Annotated in this window: 11 protein-coding genes; 7 read left to right on the forward strand and 4 right to left on the reverse strand. The window is 73.8% G+C overall.

The genetic code is table 11. The features are described from left to right. Positions 1-4: 4 nt before the first annotated feature. Complete coding sequence (gene kdpF / locus ACFVHO_RS19540; protein ID WP_033263837.1) at positions 5-94, reverse strand: K(+)-transporting ATPase subunit F; 90 nt, start codon at positions 92-94, stop codon at positions 5-7. 293 nt (positions 95-387) lie between these two features. After that, positions 388-1,290, reverse strand: a complete 903-nt coding sequence (locus ACFVHO_RS19545; RefSeq protein ID WP_385715831.1) for an NAD(P)-dependent oxidoreductase — start codon at positions 1,288-1,290, stop codon at positions 388-390. Between the two features lie 174 nt (positions 1,291-1,464). Here ACFVHO_RS19545 and ACFVHO_RS19550 point away from each other — a divergent pair, with 174 nt between their 5' ends. The 5 genes from ACFVHO_RS19550 (at position 1,465) to ACFVHO_RS19570 (ending at position 8,771) form a co-directional block, all read left to right on the forward strand. Further along, complete coding sequence (locus tag ACFVHO_RS19550; protein ID WP_385715833.1) at positions 1,465-5,649, forward strand: BTAD domain-containing putative transcriptional regulator; 4,185 nt, start codon at positions 1,465-1,467, stop codon at positions 5,647-5,649. Between the two features lie 390 nt (positions 5,650-6,039). Beyond that, positions 6,040-6,489, forward strand: a complete 450-nt coding sequence (locus ACFVHO_RS19555; protein WP_385715836.1) for a subtilase-type protease inhibitor — start codon at positions 6,040-6,042, stop codon at positions 6,487-6,489. Between the two features lie 291 nt (positions 6,490-6,780). Further along, a complete protein-coding gene (locus ACFVHO_RS19560; protein WP_385715963.1) occupies positions 6,781-7,599 on the forward strand; it encodes a cupin domain-containing protein in 819 nt (272 codons plus the stop codon). Positions 7,600-7,726: 127 nt separating this feature from the next. Beyond that, a complete protein-coding gene (locus ACFVHO_RS19565; RefSeq protein WP_385715839.1) occupies positions 7,727-8,188 on the forward strand; it encodes a nitroreductase family deazaflavin-dependent oxidoreductase in 462 nt (153 codons plus the stop codon). A 43-nt stretch (positions 8,189-8,231) separates the two neighbouring features. Continuing rightward, on the forward strand, positions 8,232-8,771 hold the full coding sequence (locus tag ACFVHO_RS19570; RefSeq protein ID WP_385715842.1) for a GNAT family N-acetyltransferase: 540 nt from the start codon (positions 8,232-8,234) through the stop codon (positions 8,769-8,771). Positions 8,772-8,807: 36 nt separating this feature from the next. Here the strand turns inward: ACFVHO_RS19570 and ACFVHO_RS19575 are convergent, their stop codons facing one another. Continuing rightward, positions 8,808-9,683, reverse strand: coding sequence for a TauD/TfdA dioxygenase family protein (locus tag ACFVHO_RS19575; RefSeq protein WP_385715966.1), 876 nt, complete (start codon positions 9,681-9,683; stop codon positions 8,808-8,810). 554 nt (positions 9,684-10,237) lie between these two features. On the opposite strand from ACFVHO_RS19575, the gene lpdA reads away from it, so the two are divergent. Both lpdA and ACFVHO_RS19585 read left to right on the forward strand, forming a co-directional pair. Beyond that, positions 10,238-11,641 (forward strand): dihydrolipoyl dehydrogenase, encoded by a 1,404-nt coding sequence (lpdA, locus tag ACFVHO_RS19580; RefSeq protein ID WP_385715845.1) that lies wholly within the window; start codon positions 10,238-10,240, stop codon positions 11,639-11,641. A 182-nt stretch (positions 11,642-11,823) separates the two neighbouring features. Next, positions 11,824-14,037 (forward strand): MMPL family transporter, encoded by a 2,214-nt coding sequence (locus tag ACFVHO_RS19585; RefSeq protein ID WP_385715847.1) that lies wholly within the window; start codon positions 11,824-11,826, stop codon positions 14,035-14,037. A 129-nt stretch (positions 14,038-14,166) separates the two neighbouring features. Here ACFVHO_RS19585 and ACFVHO_RS19590 read toward each other — a convergent pair whose 3' ends face one another. After that, positions 14,167-15,546 carry an MFS transporter gene (locus tag ACFVHO_RS19590; protein ID WP_385715850.1) on the reverse strand — a complete coding sequence of 460 codons (1,380 nt, stop codon included), beginning with the start codon at positions 15,544-15,546 and terminating at the stop codon, positions 14,167-14,169. Positions 15,547-15,579: the final 33 nt, after the last annotated feature.

A 15,579-nucleotide genomic window follows, 5' to 3' on the forward strand; every position in this document is an offset into this window, starting at 1 on the left:
GGTGTCAGAACCTCTCCGGGAAGAGCCGCGCGAGGACGAGATAGCCGACCAGGCTGACGGCGATGACGAGTCCCACCACATTCTCAGCGCTCACGGTCCTCAACTCCCTTGGCGTGCTGGGTGACTTCCCCACCGAAGCCGCTCGCGGGACCTGCGGATACGGCCCTTGACACATCCTTGGCAGCTCCCACCAGGACGTTGACACCGCCTTGACATCCATACGCGGGGGCCGGGGAGCGGTCCCTGCGGGAGCGGCGGGAGCTGCGGGAACGTGGGAGCTGTGGGAGCCACGGGCGCGGGCTGGGCCGGTGCGGCGGCGCACCGGCCCGCCGCCCACCGGCCCACCGGCCCACCGGCCCACCGGCCCACCGGCCCACCGGCCAGTCCCTAGCGCAGGGACTCGATCGCGCGGGACATGCTCTCGGACCCGTGGCCCTCGGACAGCTGCCGCTCGAACAGGGTGTGCAGCGGGGCGAGCAGGTCGACGCCGACGCCCAGGTCCTTGGTCGCGGTGAGGATGTGGGCGAGGCCCACGGTGTTGATGTCCAGGTTGGACGTCTCGGTCCGGTAGTCCCCGGCGTCGATCTCGGCGGCGAAGCCGGGCAGCGCGGCGATGGCCTCCTTGAGCCAGCGCACGAGCAGCTCGGTGACCTTCACGGCCTCGATCCCGGCGGCACCGCCGACGGCCACCGTCTGGAAGAACCCGGCGAACATCCCGTACATGCCGCTGAGCAGCGCCACGTCGTGCACCGGCGCGAGCCCCGCGTCGGTGCCCACGAACACCGCCGAGCCCAGCGCCTCCAGGAGCGTCCGGTACCGCGCGAAGGCCTCGTCGTCGCCGCTGTACAGGACGAAGGCCTCCGGTGTGCCGACGGTCTGCGGGACCGCGTAGACCGCGCCGTCGACGTACGCGGCGCCCTGCCCCGTGACCCAGGCGCCGAGCTCGCGGGCCGGGCCCGGGGTGCCGGAGGTGAGGTTGACGACCACGCGGCCCGCGAGAGCGGCCGCGGTCGGCGTGAGCAGGGAACGCACGGTCGTGTAGTCGAGTACGCAGATGACGACCAGGTCGCTCGCGGCGACGGCGTCGGCCGGGGTGGCCGCCAAGGTGGCGCCCCGTGCGACAAGGTCGTCCGCCTTGTCCTGCGAGCGGTTCCAGACGGTGACCTTGTGGCCCTGGTCGAGGAAGGTGCGGGCGAGGACCTGCCCGAGGTTGCCGAGCCCGATGACGGTGACGGTGGTGGGCTCCGGGGTGGCGGCGTTCTCGCTGGTGGTGATGCCGGTGTCGCTCATGCTGTGCCTCCGTGGGACCGCGGCCCGGGCGGTGTGCCCGGCCTGTGGTCATCACCTTGCGGGCGGGGGCTGTCCGTTCACTGCCGCTTGGCTGCCGGTTCACTGCCGCTGCCGTCCCGGTGCCCTGTCGGCGCGGACGGCAGGGCGCTCACCTGCCGGGTTATCGTCGTCGGCATGCGATTCGGGGTACTCGGTCCGCTGGCCGTGTGGACGACAGACGGTGCGGAGGTCGCCGTTCCCGGCACCAAGGTCCGTGCGCTCCTCGCCCACTTGCTGGTGCACCCGGGTCATCCGGTGTCGGCGGACCGGCTGATCGACGCCCTGTGGGGCGAGGAGCTGCCCGACCACCCTTCGAACGCCCTCCAGGGCAAGGTGTCGCAGCTGCGCCGGGCCCTGGAGCGGGCCGAGCCGGGCGGCAGGGCCCTGGTCGGGGCGGGGCCCGCCGGTTACACGCTGCGGGTGGCGGTGGACGCGGTCGACACGGGCCGGTTCGCCGGGCTCCTCGAGCGGGCCAGGGCGGCGGACGCGCCCCGGGAGCGGGTCCGGTACCTGGACGAGGCGCTCGGGCTGTGGCGGGGCGAGGCGTTCGCCGACTTCGCCGACGACGCGTTCGCGCGGGGTGCGGCGGACCGCCTGGAGGAGGACCGGATCACCGCCTGGGAGGACCAGGCCGAGGCGCGCCTGGAGTCCGGGGAGCACGGTCCGCTCGCCGCGGATCTGGCCGACCTGGTGGTGCGGCACCCCCTGCGGGAGCGGCTGCACGCCGCGCACTTGCGGGCCTTGTACCGCGCGGGCCGCCAGACCGAGGCCCTGGCCGCGTACGAGGAACTGCGACACCGCCTGGCCGAGGAGCTCGGCCTCGTCCCCGGGGCCGAACTGGTGGCGCTGCACGGGGCGATCCTGCGGCAGGACCCGGCGCTGGCCGGGGTGGTGGGTGCGAGGACGGGTTCGTCGGCGGCCCAGTCGGCGCCGACCGCGCTTCCGCCTGCGGTGGCGGGTGGGGGGACCGGTACGCCGGTGGCTCCGCCGACGCCGACCGCGCTTCCACCTGCGGCGGTGGGTGGAGAGGCCGGTACACCGCCGACCCCGTCGACGCCGACCGCGCTCCCACCTGCGGCGGCGGGTGGGCGGGCCAGTACACCAGCGACCCCGTCAACACCGACCGCGCTTCCACCTGCGGCGGCGGGTGGGGAGGCCGGTACACCGCCGACCCCGTCGACGCCGACCGCGCTCCCACCTGCGGCGGCGGGTGGGCGGGCCAGTACACCAGCGACCCCGTCAACACCGACCGCGCTTCCACCCATGGCGACGGCTGGGGAAACCGGTACACCGGTGGCCCCATCGACACCACCCCCACTTCCCCCCACGGCGACGGGTGAGGGGACCGGTACACCGGTGACCCCGTCAACACCGACCGCGCTTCCACCTGTGGCGACGGGTGAGGGGACCAGTGCACCGGCCACCCCCTCGACACCGACCCCACTCCCACCCCCGGCGACCATGCCGTCGGCCGCAACCGCCGCGACTGCCCCTCCCCCGCCTCCCGCACCGGGCCCCGCGATCACCGACTCCCCCGCCCCCGAGGCCGCCGCGACCCCCGCGGCCCCCCGCACCAACCTCCCCGCCCCCGTCGCCCCGCTCGTCGGCCGTGACGACGCCGTGCTCGGGATACGCCAACTCCTCACCGCCACCCGGCTGGTGACGCTGACCGGCCCCGGCGGGGTCGGCAAGACGCGCCTTGCCTTCGCGGCGGCGTGCGGGATCGCGGACGGGTTCCCCGACGGGGTGTGGCTGGTCGAGCTCGCGGGGCTGAAGGCAGTGGGTGCGGTGGCGGGGCCGGGGCTCGGCCAGGTGGGCGAGGCGCAGCCCGCCACCGCGGCCGACTCGGTCACCGACCCGATCACCGACTCGCTCGCCGACCCCGTGGCCGAGGCCGTCGCCCGTGCGCTCGGGCTGCACGAGGAGCCGGGGGCGCCGGCCGCGGCGGTCGAACGGCTCACGGGGGCCCTGCGCGGGCGGCGGCTGCTGCTCGTGCTCGACAACTGCGAGCATGTGGTGGACGCCGTCGCCGAGTTGGCCGACGCCCTGCTGCGGAAGGTGCCCGGGCTCACCGTCCTCGCCACCAGCCAGGAGCCGCTCGACGTGAGCGGTGAGCGGGTCTGGGCGGTGCCGCCGCTCGAACTCGCGGGCGCCATGGAGCTGTTCCGGCAGCGGGCCGGGCTCGGCCCCGGGGCCGACCTCGGCGCGGACGACGCGGAGGCCGTCGCCGAGCTGTGCGTACGGCTCGACGGACTTCCGCTGGCGCTGGAACTCGCGGCCGCGCGCGTGCGCACCCTGGGCGTGCACGGGCTGCTGTCCCGCATCGACGACCGGTTCGCCCTGCTCGGCCGCGGCTTTCGCGGGGCGCCCGCCCGGCAGCGTACGCTCCGCGCGGTCATCGACTGGAGCTGGTCGCTGCTGTCCCCGCCGGAGCGCACGGTGCTGCGCCGCCTCGCCGTGCACGACGGCTGCACGCTCGACGCGGCCCGGGCCGTGAGCGCGGGCGGCGCCGTACGCGGCGCCGATGTGCTCGACCTCCTCTCCCGCCTGGTGGACCGCTCGCTGGTGGTGGCCTCCGATCAGCGGGACGGGCCCCGGTACTGCGTCCTCGAGTCCGTCCGGGAGTACGGCGTCGAACAGCTGCGGGAGGCGGGCGAGTACGCCGACGTGCGCGAGCGGCACAGCGTCCACTACGCCGGACTCGCCGTCACGGCGGGCCGGTCGCTGCACGGACCCGAGCAGCGCAGGTGGCTGGATCGCCTCGACGAGGAAAGCGCCAATCTGCGCCGTGCCCTGGACACGGCGGTCGAACGCGGCGCGGCGGGGCGCGCGTTGGGCATGGTGAACGCGTTGGCCTGGTACTGGGTGCTGCGGGGGCGGATCGCCGAGGCGCGCAGGTCGCTGGACTCGGTCCTCGCGATGGCTCCGACGGCGGAGGCGCCCGGGGCCGCGTCGGCCCCGGGCAACGGGTCGGCCCCGGACAGCGGGTCGGCGCCGAACACCGCCCGCACCCCCGAGCCCTCGGCGCCCGCCGGGTCCACCGCGAGCGCCCGCGCCCTCGCCCTCGCCTGGCGCACCGGCATCTCCCTGCGGGAGGGCGGCGACGACGCGGGCGTGGACGCGTACGCGGACGTCTGCACGGGCACGGACACCGGGCCGACCGCAACCGGCGCGGGCACGGACGTCGGCGTCGGCACGGGCGCCGCCGGTCCCGGCACCGGCACGACCACCCCTGAGCCACCCGCCGAACCCACCCGCCTCCTCCGGGCAACTCTCGCTGCCTACCGCGACCTTGACGACCCCTCAGGCCGCGCCACGGCCCTGTGGATCCTCGGCTCCGCGCAGTTGGGCGCGGGCGCCGTGCGGACCGGGGAGCGGCTGGTGAGCGAGGCGCTCGACGCGTTCACCGCCCTCGGCGACAGCTGGGGCACCGCCGCCGCGCTGAGCGTGCGGGCCCGGCACGCCCTCGCGCACGGCGACCTCGCCGCCGTCCGCCGCGACAGCGAGCAGAGCGCCCGGCTCTTCCACGGCCTCGGCGACGAATGGGGGCAGTTGCAGACCGTCTTCCCGCTGGCCACGCTCAGCGAGATCGCGGGCGACTACGCCGAGGCCGCCCGGCTGCACCGGGAGGGACTGGCCATCGCCGAGCGCCTCGGGCTCCGGGCGGAGGCGTCCAAGCGACTGTCGGGACTTGGCCGGATCGCGCTGCTCACGGGCGACTTCGACGAGGCCCGCGCCGCGCACGGGCGCGCCCTGCGGCTCGCGCGCGACCACAGCTTCCGCTCCGGCGAGCTGGACGCCCGGATCGGCCTCGCCCTCGGGGCGCGCAGGGAGGGCGACCTGGCGGGCGCGGAGGAGCAGATGCGTGACCTCCTCGCCTGGTTCCGCAAGGCCGACTACGGCCCCGGCGTCACGCTCGCGCTCGCCGAACTGGGCTTCGTGGCGGAGCTGCGCGGCGACGCGGCACGGGCACACGCGCTGCACGCCGAGGGATTCGACGTCGCCGTCGGCCTCGGCGACGCGCGGGCGCTCGCCCTGGCCCTGGAGGGCCTCGCGGGGGCGGCGGGCGCCGCCGGGGAGCACCTGGCGGCGGCGACGCTGCTCGGCGCCGCGGCCGCGGCCCGCGCCTCCGTGGGCGCTCCGCTCCCGGCGGGCGAGCGCCGCGACGTGGACCGGGTGGCGGCAGCGGCCGGGGCGCGGCTGGGCGGGGCGGCGTACGCCACCGCGTTCAACGAGGGCGAACGCATGGCCCCTGAGCAGGCACGACGCCTCGTGGCCGCGACGCCCGGGCGGCCCGGGGATCCCCTCCCGTCGCTCTGACCTCACCCATCCCACCGGTCTCATAACTCCTCCGCGCCCACGCGGTCAAGCACTGATTTCCGGTCGAACGCCGCGCCGAGAAAAACGACCAACCGCTCATTTTCCCAGGTCAGCGTGTTGTTCTTGGTTATACCACCTGGCGGGGTTCACATTCTGGACGGTCGCCGCACACCACGACTGGCCGCCCTGAGCTGCCCGAACGGTCATTCGGCACTCGCTCAACGAACGCAGTCATCCGGAAATCGACCATCCGCTTGCCGCTTACTCAGCGCACTTGCAAGACTCCCGACCGCAACCAGGAACGGCACACGCAATCTCCACGTAACACCTGGTTTCACCCGCAAGAAACACAAGTCTCGTACTTCCCACCCGCATTGAAGGAGCGTCAAAGTGCGTCACCTCCCGAAGACCGTGAGCGCGGCCGTCGCCGTCGCCGCAGGCGTCCTGACCGTCACGGCGGTCTCGACGGGCGCGGCCGGTGCTGCGACCCCGGCGCCGACGGGCCTGTACGCCCCGTCGGACCTCGTGCTCACCGTCGGCCAGGGCGACGACGCCGCTACGGCCACGGTGCAGCGCGCGGTCACCCTCAGCTGCGCGCCCAAGGCCTCCGGCACCCACCCGGCTCCGCGCGCGGCGTGTGCCGAACTCTTCGCCGTCGAGGCGCGGTTCGAGAAGCTCGTCGACCAGGACCCGAAGGTCGCGTGCACCCAGGAGTGGAACCCGGTCGTGGTCTCCGCAGCCGGAGTCTGGCAGGGCAAGCACGTGTCGTGGACGACCACCTTCGGCAACCAGTGCGCCATGAACGCGGCTCTCACGGACGGCGCCCTGCTCAACTTCTGACGGATCATCCGTCCACCCCCAGACCCCTCGGCAACCTTTCGTGGGGGGAGGAAGCCGAGGTACGCGGCCCCCGATGTCCCGAGCATCGGGGGCCGCACAATGTCCGCGCACGCGCGCCGCGGCCGTCCGACGGGCGGGCCGCACAGGAACCCGCGGCCTCCCGTCCGGGTCGTTCCGGCGGAACCTGCCCGATCCTGTCCGGGAACCGGATTCCGTCCGGCCCGAGGAGGCCCCGCCGTGCAGACCCCCGAGACGCCCCCGCGCCCCGCACCCGCGACCACCCCGGGGCCCGTGCCCCCCGTCCCCCGCGCCCCCGCCGCGTACGCGGGCCTGCCGGGCGGCATCGGTGTGTCACGGCTGCGCGTGTACGACTGGCCGGCCGCCGACGGCCTGCGCGGCGGCACCCCGCACCTCCACCTCACCTGCACGGAGGGCTACGCGGTCGTCAGCGGCCGGGGCGCCGTGCAGACCCTGACCCCCGCCGGTTTCCGGCACACCCCGCTGACGCCGGGCGCGCTCGTGTGGTTCACGCCCGGGACGATCCACCGGCTCGTCAACGAGGGCGACTTGACCCTGCACGTCCTCATGCAGAACAGCGGCCTGCCCGAGGCGGGCGACGCCGTCCTCACCCTGCCGCCGCACCTGCTCGGCGACCCCGCGACGTACCGCGCGGCCACCGCCCTGCCACCCCGCGGCGCCCACGGGAACGACGAGGGCGACGGGGACGAGGGAGACAAGGGGGACGACGCGGCCGCGGCCGCCGCGACGGACGACGACGCCGTGGAGCGTGCGGCCCGGCGCCGCCGCGATCTCGCCGTCGAGGGGTTCACCGCCCTGTGCGCCGCCACGGAGGCGGGCGACCCCGAGCCCCTCGCCGCCTTCCACCGGGCCGCCGCCGTGCTCGTCGCGCCCCTGACCGCCGCGTGGCGCGAGCGCTGGCGCACGGGCGCCGCAGCGGCGGCCGCCGCCACCGGCGCACAGCTCGACGCGCTGACCAAGGGCGACGCGAGCCACCTCGCGGAAGCCGGGGTGCACGCCGAACAGCCCGTCGAGCGGGGCCGGTTCGGGATGTGCGGACGCCTCGACGTATACGAGACGGGCGCCGCCTGAGCCGCGTTCGGGAAGGGTTCGGGGCCGGGGGCGGTTGACGCCCACCAGAGGCGGCACCCCTGCCGCATGTCGACTCCCTCGACTCCTCCGAACTCCCCCCGACTCCCCCGACTTGAGGAGCCCGCGCATGAGCACCGCACACGACGCCCTGGACGGCGAGTACGAGCCCAACGCCTGGGACTGGGTGGCCGAGCACGTCGCCCGCTACGAGGGCAGCGGCGGCACCGAGGGCCTGGAGATGCACGGCTTTCCGACCGTCGTCCTCACCACCAGGGGCGCCAGGTCCGGCAAGATCCGCAAGACCCCGGTGATCCGTGTCAGCGACGGCACGCGCTACATTGCCGTCGGCTCCGTGGGCGGCGCTCCCAAGCACCCCGCCTGGTACCACAACGTCCTCGCGCACCCGCGCGTCCGGCTCCAGGACGGGCCGGTCGTCAAGGAGTACGAGGCGCACGTGGCCGAGGGCGAGGAGCGCGCCGCGTGGTGGGCGCGCGCGGTGGAGGCCTTCCCCCGGTACGCCGAGTATCAGGAGCAGACGGAGCGGATCCTGCCCGTCGTGGTCCTGGAACCGGTCGCCGAGGGGGCCTGACGCACGGACGACACATCGACGAGTACGACAGCGGGGACGACACATGAACCGGGCAGGGCACACCGTCGAGGCCGAACCCCTCACCACCGAGCGCCTCACGCTGGAGCCCCTGCGCGTCACGCACGCCGAGGAGCTGGCCCCCGTGCTCGCCGACCCGGCGCTGCACACGTTCATCGGGGGCGCCCCGGACGACCTGGCGACGCTGCGGGCCCGCTACGCGCGCATGGTCGCCGGGTCGCCCGACCCGCGTGTCTCCTGGTGCAACTGGGTGATCAGGGTGTCCGCCGACGGCCGCCCCGCGGGCACCGTGCAGGCGACCGTGGGGCCGGACGCGACCGCCGCCGGGCTCGCGGCCGAGATCGCCTGGGTGGTGGGCACGCCCTGGCAGGGCCGGGGCGTCGCGTCCGAGGCGGCGCGGGCCCTCGTGGCCTGGCTGCGCGGCCTGCCGCAGGTGACGTGCGTCCTCGCGCACGTCCACCCCGACCACGGCGCGTCGGCGGCCGTGGCCCGCGCCGCCGGGCTCACTCCCACCGAGGAGTGGCACGACGGCGAGGTCAAGTGGCTGCTCACGTTTGACCGGTGAGGCGAGGGGTGCGGCTCGGGCCGCGCCCGCCCGTGCTCAGTAGGGCCTGTCCCCCGCGATCGCGACGCGCTCCGCCACGCGGCGGTGCGGGGCGTAGTCGTCGACGGCGTAGTGCTGCGTCGCCCGGTTGTCCCAGAACGCGATGTCGCCCGGCTGCCACTGCCAGCGGACCTGGTACTCGGGCACATGGGCCTGGCGGACCAGATGGCCGAGGAGACGGTCGCTCTCGGCGCGGTCCATGCCGACGATGTGTGTGGTGAAGGACGTGTTGACGAACAGCGTCCGACGTCCGGTCTCCGGGTGGGTGCGCACCACGGGATGGGTGACGGGCGGGAACGCGTCCTGGAACGGGACCAGTTGCTCGGGTCCGTAGAACCGGGAGAAGCCCGGGATGAAGTCGTGCACGGCCCGCGCCCCTTCGACACGCGCCTTGATGTCGTCCGGGAGGTTGTCGTACGCGACGGCCATGTCCGCCCACATGGTGTCGCCGCCGACCGGCGGGACCTCGCGGAGCTGCAACACGGCGCCGAGCGCGGGCCGTTCGCGGAAGGTGACGTCGGCGTGCCACACGTTCTCGAAGGTGGGCGCCGCGGTGCCGCCCTTCTCGAAGCGCACGACGTCCTCGGCGGCGCCGCGCGCGAGCAGCGGGTTGGTCTCCAGCTCGCCCCAGCCGCGGGCGAAGGCGCGCTGCTGGTCGGAGGTCAGGTGCGCGCCGCGGAAGAACAGCACCTTCCACTCCAGGAGGGCGCGGTGCAGTTCGGCGCGGACCGCCGGGTCGAGCGGCCGGGTGAGGTCGGCGCCGCGGATCTCGGCGCCGATGACACGGCCCCTGGGCACGACGTCGACGTGCTCGTAGGGCCGCTCCGACCAGCCGTCGGGGAGGCGGCGCAGGGTGCGGCGGCCCTCGTACATGCCGTCGGCGGGGACCCGGGCCTCGCGGAGCGTGCCGGGGGTGCCGTGGGGCGGGTTCGGGGCGTCGTGGGGTGCGACGGTGGACGTGGGCAGAGCCGTCATGGTGATGATCCTCGCGTCGGGGCGAAGGGCCTGGACCGGGCCGGACTCAGGCCGGGCGAACGGGGCTTCGGCGCACGGCCCGACGCGTACGGAGACGTACGGTCAAGGGAGCGCGGCGCCGCGGGGTCGCGGTGGTCGCGTCAACAGCCCGATCGCTCGCACCCGCGCCGCCACGGGACGTTGAAACGCCCGAGGCCGGTGGTCAGGTGCTGGATCATGTCGGCCATTGTGGGGGCCGGTTCCCGTGACGTCAACAGGTGTTGACGGGGGCCGCCTGGCCTGCCCCGTACGGGGAAAACCCCGCCGACCTGCCTGGAAGATCCGAGGACGCCGGTGAGTTGTACGGGCGGCGCTCCCGCGCAAGGCTGACCCGGCCGACATCGCGATGCCCGGATGACGGATGATCGACCCATCCGTACCAGGCAACTGTGCAACGCAGAGAGGACCACCCCATGGATGACCGCTTCGACGTCGTCGTGCTCGGAGCAGGACCCGGCGGATATGTCGCCGCCATCCGCGCCGCCCAGCTGGGCAAGCGGGTAGCGGTCGTCGAGGAGAAGTACTGGGGCGGGGTCTGCCTCAACGTCGGCTGCATCCCGACGAAGGCGCTGCTGCGCAACGCCGAGCTGGCGCATCTGTTCACGCACGAGGCGAAGACGTACGGCATCAAGGTCGACGGCGAGGTCTCCTTCGACTACGGCGAGGCGTTCCGGCGCAGCCGCACCGTCGCGGACGGCCGCGTCAAGGGCGTCCACTTCCTGATGAAGAAGAACAAGATCACGGAGTTCGACGGCCGCGGCACCTTCCTCGACGCGAACACCCTCCAGGTCGCGAAGTCCGACGGCACGACCGCCACGATCGGCTTCGACCACTGCATCATCGCCACCGGCGCCACCCCGAAGCTGCTGCCCGGCACCCGCCGCAGCGAGCGCGTGGTGACGTACGAGGAGCAGATCCTCGCCGACGAGCTGCCGCGCTCCGTCGTGATCGCGGGCGCGGGCGCGATCGGCATCGAGTTCGCCTACGTCCTGCACAACTACGGCGTGAAGGTCACGATCGTCGAGTTCCTGGACCGGATGGCGCCGCTCGAGGACGCGGACGTGTCCAAGGAGCTGGCCAAGCAGTACCGCAAGCTCGGCATCGACGTGCTGACGTCGACCCGGGTGGAGAGCATCGACGAGTCGGGCGAGCAGGTCCGCGTCACCGTCACCGCCAAGGACGGCAAGCAGCAGGTCCTGGAGGCCGACAAGGTCCTGCAGGCCATCGGCTTCGCCCCGAACGTCACCGGCTACGGCCTGGAGGCCACGGGTGTGACGGTCACCGAGCGCGGCGCCATCGACGTCGACGGCCGCTGCCGCACGTCCGTGCCGCACATCTACGCCATCGGTGACGTGACCGCGAAGCTGATGCTCGCGCACACCGCCGAGTCCATGGGCGTGATCGCCGCCGAGACCCTCGCGGACGCCGAGACCATGGAGCTCGACTACCCGATGATCCCGCGCGCCACCTACTCGCAGCCGCAGATCGCGAGCTTCGGCTGGACGGAGGCGCAGGCCCGCGAGAAGGGCTTCGACGTCCAGGTCGCCAAGTTCCCGTTCCAGGCGAACGGCAAGGCGCACGGCCTCGGCGACACCGTCGGCTTCGTCAAGATCATCAGCGACGGTACGCACGGCGAGATCATCGGCGCCCACCTGATCGGCCCCGACGTCACCGAGCTCCTCCCCGAGCTGACCCTGGCCCAGCAGTGGGACCTCACGGTGCACGAGGTGGCCCGCAACGTCCACGCCCACCCGACGCTGGGCGAGGCCGTCAAGGAGGCCGTGCACGGCCTGGCCGGACACATGATCAACTTCTGACGGGTTCCGCCCCGCCGCCTGTGCGTGCGACGGCCCCGCCACTCGCGTACGGGTGGCGGGGCCGTCGCACGCGGACGGCGGGCCCCCGGGCCTCCCCCGCCCCCAAGTGGCGGAGTCGGGCTCCCCGGAAGATCCTGGGCAGGATGTGACGTGCCTCGGGGGCCGAGGAGAGGCAGCTGCCGATGTTCTCTGGCCTGGGCCGATTCGTGGTCCGCCGCCCGTGGTGGATCATCCTCGCGTGGGTGATCGCCGCGGGAGCCGTGATCTCACTGGCGCCGAAGCTCACCTCCAGTTCGGACGAGGCGAGCTTCCTGCCCGACCACTACGAATCCATCCGCGCTTCGGACCTGCAGGAACGCGACTTCCCACAGCAGCAGAACATCGGCGCGATCATCGTCTTCCAGCGCTCCGACGGCGCGCGGATCACCGCCGCCGACTCCGCGGCCGTCACCCGGATCGCCGAGGACCTGGCGGCGAAGAAGGTCAAGGAGGTCCAGGCGATCGACCCCGGCGAGGTCTCGCCGAACAAGCTCGTGCAGACGGCGATCGTGGCCATGCCGAAGGTCACCAACCCCGAGGACACCTCCCAGCAGGACGCGGTCGAGCAGCTCCGCAAGGACCTCAAGCCGGAGCTCAAGGGCACCGGTCTGAAGGCCGGCATCACCGGCTCCGCCGCGCAGGCCCTGGACGAGAGCGACGCCTCCGAACGGGCCGGGATCCTCGTCGGCGTCGGCACCATCGTGATCATCATCGTGCTGCTGCTCGTGATCTTCCGCAGCCCGATCATCGCGCTCCTTCCCGTCGTCCTCATCGGTCTGATCTCGCCGATGGCCACGGGTCTGATCGCCTCGGCCAACAAGGCCTTCGACATGAAGGCCGACTCCTCCATCCAGGAGCTCCTCACCGTCGTCCTGTTCGGCGTCGGCACGGACTACATCCTGTTCCTGCTCTTCCGCTACCGGGAGGCGCTGCGCGCGGGCGAGGACCCCAAGGGCGCCATGGTGCACGCCGTGGAGCGGGTCGGCGAGGCCATCACCTCGGCGGCCGGTGCCGTCATCGTCGCCTTCGCCGCGCTGACGCTGTCCTCGCTCGGCATGCTCCGCTCGATGGGCCCGGCCCTCGCGATCGCCGTGTTCCTGACGCTGCTCGCGGGCCTCACCCTCGTGCCCGCCGTGGTGTCGCTCCTCGGCACGAAGGTGTTCTGGCCGTCGAAGTCCTGGCAGCGCGAGCCGCACGGCACGGGCTTCGCCAAGCTCGGGGTGTCGATCGCGCGCAAGCCCGCCGTGTGGACGGTGGTCTCGGGACTCTTCATGGCCGCCCTGGCGCTCGGCGCGCTCGGCTACAAGGCGAACTTCGACCTCGCGGGCTCCTCGCTGCCCAAGGACAAGGAGTCCATCGTCTGGCAGGACAACCTGGAGAAGGGCTTCCCCGCGGGCAGCACCGACCCGACCTTCGTGTATCTGACGTCGACGGGCGAGGGGCCACTCGCGGCGGGCCGGCCCGCCGCGTTCCGCGAGCGGCTGCAGTCGGTGAAGGGCGTCGGCGAGGTGGCCGCGCCGCGCGTCAGCAAGGACGGTACGACGGCCGCGTACTCGGTCGTCCTCTCCGATCCGCCCGCCTCCGAGAAGGCCCTCGCGACGGTGCGGGACCAGTTGCGGCCCGCGGCCCACGACGACGCGCCCGCGGGCACGAAGGCACTCGTGGGCGGCACGACGGCCGTGTACGTCGACATCAACAAGGCCGTGGACCGGGACTACTCGGTCGTCTTCCCGGTGGCCGCCGTCGCGATCATGGTGATCCTGGGCCTGCTCCTGCGCAGCCTGGTGGCGCCCTGGTACCTGATGCTGTCGGTCGCGCTCGGCTTCGGCGCGACGCTCGGCGCGACCTCGATCCTGTTCCAGCAGATCGGCAGCCAGCCGGGCCTGATGTTCATGCTGCCCGTGATCATGTACTTGTTCGTGGTCGCGCTCGGCACGGACTACAACATCCTGATGGTCTCGCGGCTGCGCGAGGAGGCCCGCGAGGGCCGCGACCCGCACGACGCGGCGGGCACGGCGGTGCGCCACTCGGGGCCGACGATCGGCTCGGCGGGCGTGATCCTCGCGGGTACGTTCGCGACGCTGATGCTCGCGGGCAACTCCACGCTGTCCCAGATGGGCTTCTCGCTCTCCTTCGGCATCGTGATCGCCGCGTTCGTCATGGCGATGGTGTTCACGCCCGCGCTGACGGCCCTGATCGGGCATGCCGCCTGGTGGCCGGGGCACGGCGACGAGAAGCGGAACGGCGGCAGCGGGGGCGGGAGTCCGGACGGCGGCGGCCCGGGCGACGGCACGGAGGGCGGTGCGGGAGCGCCCGCCGGGCCGGGGCCCGGGGTGGGCGCGGGTCCGCCGCGGTGAGCGGGGGCTCGGTGCCGCTGGGGCAGCGAACGGTCCGAGGCGGCACCGCGGGGCGGGTTCGGCCCGGACGGGCCGGGTGCGGGACGGGCCGGACGGAGCGACGGGCCGGACCGGGCGGCGGGTGCCGGCTCAGGGAGCCGCCCGGTCGCCCTCCACCCGTCCGGCCCGGGCCCGCCCGATCCCCGTCAGCGCCCCTGTCAGCGCGATGACCACCGCGCACAGGCCGACCACCAGGCACACCCCGCGCACGCCCCACACCCCGGCGGCCATGGTCACGACGGCCGCGCCGACCGGGCCGAGGGCGTTGTGGATCGTCCAGAACGCCGAGGTGACACGGCCCAGGAGGTGGCTGGGCGTCACCTCCTGGCGCAGCGACATGGAGTTGATGCCGCCGACGCCGGTGCAGAAGAGCATGGCCGCCGCGAGCAGCGCGACCACCGGCACGCTGCCCGACAGGCCGAGGCAGGCCACGGCGACCCCGCCGAGGGCGTGCGCACCGATCCAGCTGACGCCGAAGCCGAGCCGTCCGCGCAGCCGGGCGACCACGAACGTGGCGGCGAGCGTCCCGAGCGTCCCGGCGGTCAGGACATAGCCGACGGTGCCGTCCCCGTGGCCGAGGTCGTCCTTCACGCGGTAGATGAGGACGTCGGTCACGCCGTACGTGAGGAAGGTGAGCAGCGCGAGCAGGACGGTCAAGGGCCGCAGGACGGGGTGGCGCCACAGGAACCGGGCCCCGGCGAGGAACTCCTCGCGCACGCCGCCGCGTCCGGCTTCCACGGGGGCGGGCTCGTCCGAAGTCCCCGGGACGCTCGGGGCACTCGGGGCACTCGGGGCACTCGGGGCACCCTCGACCGCCGCGGCGTCCCGCTCCGGGGGCGGGGCCGCCGCGCGGATCCGGACGAAGAGGATGCCCACCGCCGACACCGCGAAGGTCGCGGCGTCGATGCCGATGGCGGCCGCGGGCCCGAACGCGGCCGCGACCAGGCCCGCGAGCATCGGCCCGCCCGCGCCCGCGACGGCGTACGTGCCGTACAGATGGCTGTTGGCCTTCAGGATCTGCCCGGGCGCGACGATGCCGGGCACCACGGTCACGTACGTCACCTGGAAGAGCATCGCGAAGACACCGGCGACGGGCACGACCGCGTAGACCAGCCAGATCGGCGTCGCGAACAGCCACACCAGCGGAACGAGTCCGAAGAGCAGACACCGCGCGACGTCGGTGACCACGATCAGGCGGCGCCGGTCCACGCGGTCGGCGACGACCCCGGCGAACAGGCCCGTGACGATGGAGGCGACGCCGGTCAGACCGGTGACGAGACCCATCTGCGCGAGGGAGCCGGTCTCGTGCAGGACGAGCAGCGGGATCGCCACGTGCGAGAAGGAGTCACCGAGCGCGGAGAGGCCCTGAAGAGCCAGGAAGAGACGGTAGTTGGAGTCGGCCCACAGCGACTGCCCGGGCAGGGGTCCCCCCGCCGTCCGCGTACGCCGCGACGTGTCACGCCGGGCCATGCCCGTCCCCCGTCCCCGTTGCCGCTCCCCTGA

Origin of the sequence: Streptomyces sp. NPDC127108 (genome assembly GCF_042677545.1) — a bacterium.
In the GTDB taxonomy this organism is placed as follows: Bacteria; Actinomycetota; Actinomycetes; order Streptomycetales; family Streptomycetaceae; genus Streptomyces.

Bases quoted from the DNA above. Each gene is read 5' to 3' on its own strand.
- ACFVHO_RS19585 (WP_385715847.1), top strand. From the start codon at position 11,824: ATGTTCTCTGGCCTGGGCCGATTCGTGGTCCGCCGCCCGTGGTGGATC.
- lpdA (WP_385715845.1), top strand. From the start codon at position 10,238: ATGGATGACCGCTTCGACGTCGTCGTGCTCGGAGCAGGACCCGGCGGA.
- ACFVHO_RS19575 (WP_385715966.1), bottom strand. From the start codon at position 9,683: ATGTACGAGGGCCGCCGCACCCTGCGCCGCCTCCCCGACGGCTGGTCG.
- ACFVHO_RS19590 (WP_385715850.1), bottom strand. From the start codon at position 15,546: ATGGCCCGGCGTGACACGTCGCGGCGTACGCGGACGGCGGGGGGACCC.
- ACFVHO_RS19565 (WP_385715839.1), top strand. From the start codon at position 7,727: ATGAGCACCGCACACGACGCCCTGGACGGCGAGTACGAGCCCAACGCC.
- ACFVHO_RS19570 (WP_385715842.1), top strand. From the start codon at position 8,232: ATGAACCGGGCAGGGCACACCGTCGAGGCCGAACCCCTCACCACCGAG.
- ACFVHO_RS19550 (WP_385715833.1), top strand. From the start codon at position 1,465: ATGCGATTCGGGGTACTCGGTCCGCTGGCCGTGTGGACGACAGACGGT.
- ACFVHO_RS19545 (WP_385715831.1), bottom strand. From the start codon at position 1,290: ATGAGCGACACCGGCATCACCACCAGCGAGAACGCCGCCACCCCGGAG.